The organism is Liquorilactobacillus aquaticus DSM 21051, from assembly GCF_001436755.1.
In the GTDB taxonomy this organism is placed as follows: domain Bacteria; phylum Bacillota; class Bacilli; order Lactobacillales; family Lactobacillaceae; genus Liquorilactobacillus; species Liquorilactobacillus aquaticus.
The window spans coordinates 286198-296860 of the sequence record NZ_AYZD01000011.1; the positions used below are offsets into that span (position 1 = coordinate 286198).

Annotated in this window: 11 protein-coding genes and 1 pseudogene; 9 read left to right on the forward strand and 3 right to left on the reverse strand. The window is 37.1% G+C overall.

Annotated elements, in window-relative coordinates:
- Positions 1-116: 116 nt before the first annotated feature.
- Positions 117-503, reverse strand: coding sequence for an SMU1112c/YaeR family gloxylase I-like metalloprotein (gloA2, locus tag FC19_RS03110; protein ID WP_057875533.1), 387 nt, complete (start codon positions 501-503; stop codon positions 117-119).
- 25 nt (positions 504-528) lie between these two features.
- Entirely contained in the window at positions 529-972 is a 444-nt protein-coding gene (locus FC19_RS03115) for a MerR family transcriptional regulator (RefSeq protein ID WP_057875534.1), read from the reverse strand.
- Between the two features lie 180 nt (positions 973-1152).
- Between FC19_RS03115 and FC19_RS03120 the strand changes: the two genes are divergently transcribed.
- The 8 genes and pseudogenes from FC19_RS03120 to FC19_RS03155 all read left to right on the forward strand — a co-directional run bounded on the left by FC19_RS03120 (position 1153) and on the right by FC19_RS03155 (position 9449).
- Positions 1153-1401 carry a hypothetical protein gene (locus tag FC19_RS03120; RefSeq protein ID WP_057875535.1) on the forward strand — a complete coding sequence of 83 codons (249 nt, stop codon included), beginning with the start codon at positions 1153-1155 and terminating at the stop codon, positions 1399-1401.
- A gap of 346 nt (positions 1402-1747) precedes the next feature.
- Positions 1748-3475 carry a sensor histidine kinase gene (locus FC19_RS03125; protein WP_057875536.1) on the forward strand — a complete coding sequence of 576 codons (1728 nt, stop codon included), beginning with the start codon at positions 1748-1750 and terminating at the stop codon, positions 3473-3475.
- On the forward strand, positions 3475-4212 hold the full coding sequence (locus tag FC19_RS03130; protein ID WP_057875537.1) for a LytR/AlgR family response regulator transcription factor: 738 nt from the start codon (positions 3475-3477) through the stop codon (positions 4210-4212). Before FC19_RS03125 ends, FC19_RS03130 begins: the two co-directional genes overlap by 1 nt.
- 128 nt (positions 4213-4340) lie before the next feature.
- Positions 4341-4823 carry a CidA/LrgA family protein gene (locus FC19_RS03135; RefSeq protein ID WP_057875538.1) on the forward strand — a complete coding sequence of 161 codons (483 nt, stop codon included), beginning with the start codon at positions 4341-4343 and terminating at the stop codon, positions 4821-4823.
- 2 nt (positions 4824-4825) lie between these two features.
- The gene (gene lrgB, locus FC19_RS03140; protein ID WP_057875539.1) at positions 4826-5548 is read left to right on the forward strand and encodes an antiholin-like protein LrgB; all 723 of its coding nucleotides are present in this window, start codon (positions 4826-4828) and stop codon (positions 5546-5548) included.
- A gap of 366 nt (positions 5549-5914) precedes the next feature.
- Positions 5915-7303 (forward strand): annotated as a pseudogene (locus FC19_RS03145) (MFS transporter); the annotation flags it as partial.
- A 171-nt stretch (positions 7304-7474) separates the two neighbouring features.
- A complete protein-coding gene (locus tag FC19_RS03150; RefSeq protein ID WP_057875540.1) occupies positions 7475-8530 on the forward strand; it encodes a Fic family protein in 1056 nt (351 codons plus the stop codon).
- 214 nt (positions 8531-8744) lie between these two features.
- Entirely contained in the window at positions 8745-9449 is a 705-nt protein-coding gene (locus FC19_RS03155) for a class I SAM-dependent methyltransferase (RefSeq protein WP_057875541.1), read from the forward strand.
- An 8-nt stretch (positions 9450-9457) separates the two neighbouring features.
- On the opposite strand, the gene FC19_RS03160 is transcribed toward FC19_RS03155, so the two are convergent.
- Positions 9458-10045, reverse strand: coding sequence for a site-specific integrase (locus FC19_RS03160; protein ID WP_057875542.1), 588 nt, complete (start codon positions 10043-10045; stop codon positions 9458-9460).
- A 113-nt stretch (positions 10046-10158) separates the two neighbouring features.
- Here FC19_RS03160 and FC19_RS03165 point away from each other — a divergent pair, with 113 nt between their 5' ends.
- The gene (locus tag FC19_RS03165) at positions 10159-10395 is read left to right on the forward strand and encodes a hypothetical protein (RefSeq protein WP_057875543.1); all 237 of its coding nucleotides are present in this window, start codon (positions 10159-10161) and stop codon (positions 10393-10395) included.
- Positions 10396-10663 lie beyond the last annotated feature (268 nt).

A 10663-nucleotide genomic window follows, 5' to 3' on the forward strand; every position in this document is an offset into this window, starting at 1 on the left:
ATAAAGTTATTATTATTATACTAACTGTCAATATATAATTTGAATATTAAGTAAACTCGTTAAAAAAAACAGAGTTTAGCTTACGCAAACACGTAAGCTAAGCTCTGTTTTTACTATCATTCATGAATTTCAAGCGGTAATCCATCTGGATCAAAGAAAAAGGTCATTTTTTTGTGCGTGTAATCATCTTTTCTAATAGGTTCCGTTAAAATACCAACTTTTTTCAAATTCCTGACTGCTTCATCTACATCTGATACCGCAAATGCCAAGTGCCTTAATCCGCACGCTTCACCCTCAGGGTAGGTAGATCTTGCTGGTGCATCTGGTTTAATAAAGATTTCTAATACTAACCCGTTTTTTTGAAGATCTACTTTGATGTCTTTTTTAGATGCGCGTCGATGCTGTGCAATAATCTCAAAGCCTAGCTTAGCAACATAAAAATCTAAAGTTTTCTGCAAATTATGTCCAATTATTGCTATGTGATGAACTCCCTCAAATTCCATGCTAACTACTCCGTTCATTCTTAAATTATTTATCCATATCCGGTTGTCTTCTCACTTCAAAATGACAACCATTTTCATCTACTACTCCATAAACCCGCTTGTTTTGATCTCCCTCTAAGTCTCCCAAATCAATTATTCCATAATCATTTTCAGCATCAACGATCTCAACCTTTTCGACTTTGTCCATTATAAATTTTTTCCAAATCTCGAATTTTTTCCGCAATTCTTCAGCCTGCTCCACAGATTTAGCCAAAGTATAGCCTTGATCTAAATATCGTTTAATGGCCTGAACTTTATAAGACATTTCAAATTTGTATTTGCGTGTAGTATTTTTTTTGCTCGGAACAGCTTGAATATATCCCTTCTCTTCCCAATATCTAAGCTGCCTTGTAGAAACACCTGTCATTTTGCTAAGATCCCCAATACCAACAATAACGTCCGCTTTCAGAGATAATTTTTTGCCGATCATCCAACTTCGCCCTCCGCTTTTATTCTATATAATAAAATTGTTGAAATAGCTTTAGTTCCAAGCAAGATCTATTGCCATACATCTTTTATCAAAATATAAATATATGTTTACGCTTTCTTTAGACTTTAGTATTATACTGCAAATAGTAAGTTAAATAAATATCAAGGATGTGCATCTGTTATGAATACTACTAATAATATCGTATCTGCACAAGTTATTGCATTAAAAAAACAACAAGTGATACTAAAAACCGAAACAAATGAAGTTATTACCGTTAATGTCACCAAGGGCAAAAAAAAAGATAAATTCTTTATGCCGACAATGGTCGATCTACTTAAAAGTGGTCTCTGGATTCCAGTCAATCGAACTCTTCGGCAACTCTTGCGCTATGACTGGCTTGATACTCCAGTTAAAAACTATGCTTTTTAAAAAAATATCTTACCGTTTGCGACTTAGCTACTAAAAACCAAGAATTTATGACTACGTTTAGCGTTAAGAATGTGCTAAAAGACAAGCGCTTTTGCGTCGAATAACAATCCCCTTTTAATCATAATAAACCGTTGCAAGGGATCGAAGTTTGAAACATATTATGATAAATAATAGGGCCGAGCCAAGACTAACGTTCTTGGGCGGCCCTATTTTATTTTTCGCACTATCCGTATAACATGTTGCCAGCTTTACTAGTAGGCTAACGTTTCATAGCATCTTACTTGCCAAAGTGATACGATAAATTAGTAATCGATTTCATCGTATTTAAGAAAGGAGCTGCAAAATCTTGTTCACTCTCTTTGTTCTTCTTCTCCAGCGTTTGGGAATTATTCTGGTACTTGCTTTTTTATTAGTCAACGTTTCCTTCTTCAGAAAACTAATTACAAAAAAAACAACTAAAGCTCAAATTGCATTAATTCTTATTTTTTCAATTTTCGCTGTAATTTCAAACCTAACTGGTGTTGAGATCACCAAAAATAATACCTTAGTCCAAACGCCATTTTTAACCGGTTTGCCTCAATCTGACTCGATTGCTAATACTAGAACATTGGTCATCACGGTCGCTGGAATAGTTGGCGGGCCTGTTGTTGGTGGCGTTGTTGGTTTCCTAGGCGGAATTCATCGTGTGCTCCAAGGCAATTTTTCTGACTACTTTTACATCGTAAGCTCGACATTTGTCGGCTGGACCATTGGTTTGATTGGGAAAAGCATTAAAACACACAATACTTATCCTAAGCCCTGGGCCACCGCTCTCTTGGGAATTCTAGCGGAGTCTATTCAAATGATTTTTATCGGTATCTTCAGCGGCTTAGCACTTGTAAAATTAATTTTTATCCCTATGCTTTTGTTAAATAGTATTGGTGCTTCCGTATTTATTTCGATCCTAAACGCTTATCTTTCTAATGAACAGCAATTGAAGGCTGTCCAAACACATGATGTCTTAAATCTGACTAATAAAACTCTTCCCTACTTTCGTCAAGGCTTGAATATCAATTCGGCCCAAAAAGCCTGTGCCATCATCAAGCGTTATACTAATTTTGATGCTATTGGGATAACTGATCGTGTCAATGTTCTTGCCCACGTTGGTGCTGGTGAAAACCATCACGTTGCTGGTCAGGCTGTCTTGACTGATCTTTCTAAACATGTAATTGCCGGCGGCGAAACCAAGTATGCGTACCATAGAGAAGAAATCGGCTGTCCTCACCCTGATTGTCCACTGGCATCAGCAATTGTCTTACCACTCAAAGTAAATGGAAAAACAATTGGGGCTCTAAAAATGTACTTTACCAAAGCTGAACGACTAACACCTGTCGAAGAAAATTTAGCGAAAGGACTTGCATCGATTTTCTCAAGTCAATTAGCCTTAGGGCTAGCTGAAGAGCAGTCTAAATTAATCAGTGATGCAGAAATAAAATCACTGCAAGCTCAAATAAATCCGCACTTCTTTTTCAATGCTATCAATACAATAAGTGCACTAATGCGCACCGATGTTGATAAAGCACGCACTGCTCTGTTACAACTCAGTACTTTTTTCCGTTCAAGTCTGCAAGGTGTCCAAGAAACAGAAATTCCTCTGCAGCAAGAGAAAGAACATGTAAACTCCTATATGTCGCTTGAACAAACACGCTTTCCGCAAAAGTACCGTGTCAGTTATGCTATTCAAGCAGGTCTAGATGTGAAAATTCCTCCATTCTGCTTACAAGTCTTGGTTGAAAATTCTGTTAAACATGCTTTCCCAAATCGCAAAAGTGGTAATGAAATTCACATTTCTGTCAAAAAAGAAAAAACCAACTTACAAATTGCGGTTGCGGATAATGGTGTGGGAATTAAGAAAGAATTACTTAAACGTCTAGGGCAAGAAACAATTGCATCCTCAACAGGGACAGGAACAGCACTTGCAAATTTAAACCGGCGCTTAATTGGACTTTATGGGAATGAAAGTCATCTTCAAATCACAAGCACAGATTCTGGCACAACTATTAGAATAATGATCCCTCTTAAGGAGGCTGAATAATGAATATACTGATCGTCGATGACGAACCCTTATCTCGAAGTGAGTTATCATATTTACTAAAACAAAATATTACCGTTGCTAAGGTTACCGAAGCTGAAGGTATCAAAGATGCCCTCTCCATCCTGCTCACACAAAAGATTGATCTGATTTTTCTCGATATTTCGCTAAACGAGGAAAATGGTTTTACACTAGCAAAAGAACTTAAACAGCTTGTCAATCCCCCCTTAGTGATTTTTGCAACGGCTTATGATAAATATGCTATTCAAGCATTTGACATTAACGCTATCGATTATGTTCTCAAGCCTTTCGAACAGACTCGGATTAATCAAGCTTTAAAAAAAGCAAACACCGCTTTATTAAATCGGGAACAATTACACAAGGAGGACAACACCGCTCCTAAAAACACAGCTGACTTCATTACACTTACAGCTGATGAAAAAACTGCCGTCATTAAAACGAAAGACATTGTTTCGGCAACAGTTGAGAGCGGTCTTTTGACCATTACAACAAATGCGAATCGCAATTTTGTTTCACATGAAACATTGAGTTGGATAAAAAAACAGTTGGATCCGCAAAAATTTATACAAGTTCACCGCAGTGCAATCGTCTGTCTCGAATATATCCGTGAAATCCAACCATGGTTCAACCATACTTTTGTTTTAATTTTGACAAATAATGAACGTGTACCAGTAGGTCGTTCATTTATAAAGGACTTGAAACAACGTTTGAACATGTGATTGTTTGGTCATTCACATGTTATTTTTTATCATTCACAGGCTATTTTTTGCATTTAGGCATAAAAACGGCCTTTTTATACGTGCTTTATTTATGATAGGAGTATAAAAACACGGAAGGATGATGAATTATGTCACAGAAAAATAAAAACGCTAACATTAAGAAAAAGACACAACCGGCTCCCCTTCTCGCGCAAATGGGAATTTATGCAAGTATCCTTTTCATTTCTAATATTATTTCTAGTTTAGCTCCAGCTTCATTCCCTGTCCCAGCACCTGTAGTCGGGATGATTCTGCTTTATTCCTTGCTTTCTCTGCACATCATCAAAGTTGAATGGGTTGATTCGTTCGGTGCGATTTTGATCAGCCTGATTGGTTTTCTTTTTGTTCCCTCTGGCATTTCACTAGCAGCTAATCTCGGCATAATGAAAGCTGAGGGTCTTCAAATAGTTACAGTAATTATAATCTCAACTATTATCTTATTGCTTGTAACAGCGTATACCGCACGTTTCTTCATTTGGTTGAAGAAAAAACATCCCGCACAAACAAAGAATGCTACAACCGCAAAAAACGTTTCAGTCCATGCGCTCTCGCGTGCGAAAGGAGAGAATTAATCATGCAAATACTTACAACTCCGTTCTTCGGGATCTTTCTTTCTCTGATTGTGTACTTGATAGGACAATGGCTCTTCAAAAAAACGCACGGCTTATTCTTCTTCCAACCTTTATTCGTTGCAATGATCCTAGGCATAACTCTTTTAGTTATTCTAGCTAAGTTTCTAGGTCAAGATGTTGCGAATCTTTATAACACAGCGTATCGTCCTGGTGGGGACATCATTTTCTGGTTTCTGAACCCCGCAACGATCGCCTTCGCTGTCCCATTATACAAACGCAACGACATTGTGAAAAAGTACTGGTCAGAAATTCTTTCAGGATTGCTCTTTGGAACAGTCATTTCGCTCTTTGCTATTGTAGGAGTTTCAAAATTAATTGGTTTAAATCATGTTGGAACCGCTTCAATGCTTCCTCAGGCAGCTACAACCGCAATAGCCCTTCCTATCTCTAAAGCGATTGGTGGAAATGCCTCAATCACTGCCATGGCATGTATCTTGAATGCTGTTATTATTTATGCGCTAGGCGGTTGGCTCGTTCAAAAGTTCCACTTGAATAACGATCCTATCGGAGAAGGACTCGGATTAGGTACTGCTGGTCACACAGTCGGTTCTGCTTTTGCGTTGAAACTAGGTTCCGTTCAAGGTTCAATGGCCGCTATTGCCGTTGTTATTATTGGAGCTGTTGTTGATCTAGTAGTTCCTATCTTCTCACATTTAGTACTCTGATTTTACATTCTGTTCGATAATTTAGAGCTCTTTTAATCAACTTTGCTTTTCCTCAAAATAAGCTGAGACCAGCTGCTGAAATAGTTGCGAAATTGTACTCATACTAAACTCAGTAAGCATAAAGTTAGTATGCTTAGGTACAAGGTTTTAGTTAATACGGTTTGCAGGTCAATCATTTCTAAATTACAGTAAGATCATTACTTATCACATATCTAACAAAGAGGCTGTGACATAACTAGCCTCTGTATAAGCAAATAGGACGAGAAACCGAATTTTGGTTTCTCGTCCTATTTGCTTAAGTCTTTGATTTTTTAAGCTGGCCCCTAACGTGACCAGTTTCATGATATTTAATGCCATGACGACGATGCCGGGGGGCCACCGATTGGTGGTGTGATTATTGAATATGCTTCTTGGCGCTGGGTATTTGGCATTAATGTCCCCTTAACCATTGTAGCCTTTCTAATTATAGCTATTGGAGTAAGGGAATCATATGACGAATCCTTGGCAGGGAGAATTGATTTACCAGGAACGATTCTTTTAACACTAGGATTGGGCGGTTTAACCTTTGGCCTACTAGAAGGCCGCCAATATGGTTGGCAATCGGGTATCATCTTAGGAACACTCATTGGCGGCGTATTAGCTATTGGATTATTCATCTTTATCGAAAGTAAAGTCAAACACCCACTACTTGAATTAGATTTGTTCCGTGAAAAAACCCTAACTGCTTCTAGTTTAGTTTACTTTTTAACCGGCTTTGCATTAGTTAGCCCCACCCTGATTTTAAATTACTTTTTACAAGACGTTCTGAACGATACAGCATTACATGCAGCCCTAATTATTATTCCAGTTTCCTTAACAATCATGGTAGCGATGCCTTTGGGAACTAAGTTATTTGATCAAGTTGGCGCAGTTCCGGTTACTTTGATTGGCCTATTAGTCATGGCAGCTAGTTTACTACTCTTGTCGTTTATCACCACCACAACGCCTAAAGCTGTTATCATTACTTTTCTGGTGATTAACGGTGTTGGTTTTGGGTTCTCTTCAGTTTCGTTAGTGGCCTCGGTTAAGCATTTGCCAAAAAATAAAAGTGGGATTGGTTCGGGAATTGTTAACGCAGCGCGTCAAATTGGCACCTGTTTAGGAATTGCAATTCTAGTAACGGTCCTTGATAATAATGTCAATGCAGCTAAGCAGCATACTCATCAAGATGCCATTCAAATTGTTGATCGACAGCAATTATCACCAAAAGTAAATAAAGTGGCTCATCAACAATTGAATAGCCTATTTTCCACTACTGGATCAGCCAAATTAACAACTAAAAACAAACAGACGAACCTAAGACGTGCCCTTAAACAAGCGGCCAAATCTCAAGTTGATTTACCACAGCCCCAAAAGGGAACCGATCTTCACCAGGTCTACCAAGCCCAGAAGGAGTTAGCAATAGCTACTGATAACTTAAAAGCGGGTAACCAGCAACTAACACTTACCTTAACCAGGTTAGAAAATCAAAATACCGCTATATCTAAACTATCAGTAGCTTCTCAAAAAATTAATTTGGGTAATCAGCAAATAAGCCAGGGCCAGAAAAAATTGTTAGTAGGTCTCAAACAATTGGCACAAAAAGAAGCTTTAACGACAGCTTTGAGAAAAATTAAGCATACTAAAAATCGACAAATCAGTCAGGCCTTCAGTCATACCTACTTAGTAGGAGCGGTGATTGCTTTGTTGACAGATCGTAAGCCATTAAAAAGTTGAACTGTGGGCTTGTTCGTAACTTAATTCGATACGGATTACAAGCTAAATCTAAAAAGGTACCTCGAATATGAGGTGCCTTTTTAGGTAGTTTCTTAGATGTTATTTGTTTTATCAGTATCATTTGTATATTTTCGGTATCAAATAATGTAAAATGATACCGAAGGGAGTGAGATGATCCTGAAAAAATTTGATTATAAAACTTTAAATAATTTAGAAATAACTGCTTCAATGAATGACAAGCTGAACCAAATTTATGAACTTAAAGGGCGTTTATCAGCCACATCAATCGTCTACAAAGAAGCCTTAGATCACTTGGTTAATGTTGCTAAAGTCCAGAGTACTGATGCTTCTAATCGTATTGAAGGAATTTATACCAGTAACACTCGGTTAAAACAATTGGTTCATCAAAAAACTAGCCCGCGTAATCGCAGTGAGGCAGAAATTGCAGGTTATCGGGACGTATTGGCTTTAATTCATGAACAATATGCATATATTCCGATTAACAACAGTTCAATTTTAACGTTGCATAAACGTTTGTTTAGCTATACCAACAGCACCTGGGGTGGCCAATTCAAAGATTCTGATAATCAAATCATTACCGAATATGCGGACGGTAGGCAGGAAGTCCGTTTCCAACCACCTGCAGCGTATTTAACTCCGAAATTGGTTCAGGAACTTTGTATCAATTATAATTTAGCAGTTGATCAGCAAACTTTTTCACCACTAATTTTATTGGGCGCCTTTATCTTTGATTTTGTTTCGATTCACCCGTTTCGTGATGGTAACGGCCGTATGTCGAGATTGTTAATGCTGTTAACAATGTATCAAGCACAACTCAACGTTGGAAAGTACATCAGTCTGGAAAATTTAATTGAGAAAACCAAGCAGTCCTATTATGAAGTTCTCAAGCAGAGTTCTTTAAATTGGCAAAATAACCAGAATGACTATGCGCCCTTTTTAGATTATTTTTTGGGTGTTATCTTGCAAGCATATCGCAATCTTAATGATCGGCTCAATCTGGTACAAGATAAACCAGTGTCTGCAACGGACTTAATTCTTACAACATTAACGCAAGAATTAAAACCCTTGTCTAGAAGTGAGCTCACGGCCCTGATCCCGCAATACAGTGATATAACAATTAAACGAGCTCTCAGTGAATTGAAGAAACGTCAGCGGATAAAACTTATTGGCAAGGGAAGATCGTCAAAATATATTTTGAAAAATTAAGATGTTTAACGCTAATTAGTTCTTTATATTATAAGTGAAGAGAACAATTTCTCTGTTTTCAATTATAGAAAGAAATCTTTTGGTGATTCAGAATGTAGTATCACGATGATTAGTTATAGGAAATGGATTTGATTTGAAATCTAAGTTTGAAGATTACAATAGCGACAAAAATGATATGCTTTAAAGAATAAATACATTGATATAGGAGATTTTAATGAAAAGTATTTGGGAGATGGACGCACCAATAGGTTTGGCTTTTTTCTTTGGGCCAGCTTTAATTGTTGGAATTATGATGTTAATAAGTGGTTTTAACACCGTTTCAGCCATTATGGTCTTAGTGTTAGTTTTGTGTGGGCTTAAATACATGCATACTTCAATAATTGGTAAGTATAGAATAATGAAATCTATTATTAACAGTATTCATTTAAAAAAAGACAGTAAGATATTAGACGCTGGCTGTGGTCACGGGGCCTTTATGTTGCAATTTAATAGACAAGCGGCAAAAATAAGCGAAATAATAGGAATTGATATCTGGAGTAATAAGGATCAGGGAAGCAATTCAATTGCAGCTACTCAAAAAATAATGGACAGTAGTAATTTGGCTGACAAGGTAAAGTTGAAAACTGCTAATATCTTAGACATGCCATTCAACGATAATGAATTTGATCTGATTGTATCTAGTTTAGTACTGCATAATATTAAGCCATTTGAGAAACGGAAAGCAGCGCTTGTAAACATAGCAAGGGTTCAAAAACAAAAAGGTCAGTTAGTAATCATGGATATAGGCTACGAAACTAGTAAATATGTGCGTATTCTTAAAGACTTGGAATATCAAAACGTTAATATTGTAAATGCTGGCTATAACGGTTGGTGGGGTACCCCGATGGTTCCAACTTTTGTAATAACAGCGACCAAATAAAAAAACTACTAACCAAAATCGATTTGGTCCAGCATGGTTTCTTGACTAGCTTGATCCAATCCTAAATAAGTTAACGTCATAGCTTCGCTAGAATGATTCAATAAGTGCATAACTAAGCCAATATTATAATTAGATTGCGTATAGACGCGATAAGCGCCCGTTTTGCGCATCGTGTGAGTACCTAGATAATTGATTCCTAACAGATCACCGACTTTGCTCATGACTTTGTAGAATTGTTTTTCCGTAATATGTCGGTCGGGGTGCTGAATAGAGGGAAACAACCAGTCAGAAACCAAATGCTTTTCTTGTATCCAAGCTCGATAGGCTAATAAATCAGTTTGAACTGGTTTTAAGTAAAGTAGATTGGCTTTTCCGGTTTTTTGGTCGTGGATAAATGCATTCTGACGTACGGTACCATTTTCGTTGAAGACATCGGCCCAACGAAGCTTCATAACATCGCTCACCCTTAACAAAGTGGCCTTGCCCACTTGGAAAATTGTGTAGTTACGTCGCCCAGCTTTAAAATTATTGAGTAAAGTATCTTGAACTTCTTTAAGAACATTAGAATCTTTGATGGGTAGGACAATTTGCTGCATGTTAAATCACCTCATATTATTTTAGGTTTGTTTTTACAAGATAGCACTATAATTACAGCGTATACTCCGGTATAGTGATTACTAAGCTGTTTTATTATGAGGGGAGTACAGTGATGTTAAAAGTAAAAACAATTTTTTATCCATTAATCATTGCCGTTGTGTTTTCGGTCATAAGTCTGGGAATCTATTTAAGCCAAGGAGCCTCAATTCGTGCCTGGGTTATCGTAACTAATAATGTTAATGAATCTGGGATTAGTCTGGGATCTTCGTTGTTATTCTTGTCTTTAGTCGGCAGCATAATTGCTTGGATTAACTTTGTAACGATTTATTTGAAACACAGAAAAGTCTGATTTTGTGGGTAATTTGCCTTAAATAACATTAAAATAAGAAGGCTGTGACATAAGTCTCTATAACAAAGGCCGGTCTTTGTTATAATAGAAAATAAAAAAGAGTATCGGTTGCAGCCGATACTCTGCGAAATTATCCCCGAAAGGACATTCCTAGTATGCAAGATTATTATAACATAAATCAAACTACCTTGAGTATCGCTTTAGATTACCTACCAGAAGAAAACCATCCAGCTCGTTACATCAATCAGTTGGTTGAAAGCTTAAAAAT

Coding starts and splice junctions, on each gene's coding strand:
- gloA2 (WP_057875533.1), bottom strand. CDS start 503: ATGGAATTTGAGGGAGTTCATCACATAGCAATAATTGGACATAATTTG.
- FC19_RS03115 (WP_057875534.1), bottom strand. CDS start 972: ATGATCGGCAAAAAATTATCTCTGAAAGCGGACGTTATTGTTGGTATT.
- FC19_RS03120 (WP_057875535.1), top strand. CDS start 1,153: ATGAATACTACTAATAATATCGTATCTGCACAAGTTATTGCATTAAAA.
- FC19_RS03130 (WP_057875537.1), top strand. CDS start 3,475: ATGAATATACTGATCGTCGATGACGAACCCTTATCTCGAAGTGAGTTA.
- FC19_RS03135 (WP_057875538.1), top strand. CDS start 4,341: ATGTCACAGAAAAATAAAAACGCTAACATTAAGAAAAAGACACAACCG.
- lrgB (WP_057875539.1), top strand. CDS start 4,826: ATGCAAATACTTACAACTCCGTTCTTCGGGATCTTTCTTTCTCTGATT.
- FC19_RS03150 (WP_057875540.1), top strand. CDS start 7,475: ATGATCCTGAAAAAATTTGATTATAAAACTTTAAATAATTTAGAAATA.
- FC19_RS03155 (WP_057875541.1), top strand. CDS start 8,745: ATGAAAAGTATTTGGGAGATGGACGCACCAATAGGTTTGGCTTTTTTC.
- FC19_RS03160 (WP_057875542.1), bottom strand. CDS start 10,045: ATGCAGCAAATTGTCCTACCCATCAAAGATTCTAATGTTCTTAAAGAA.
- FC19_RS03165 (WP_057875543.1), top strand. CDS start 10,159: ATGTTAAAAGTAAAAACAATTTTTTATCCATTAATCATTGCCGTTGTG.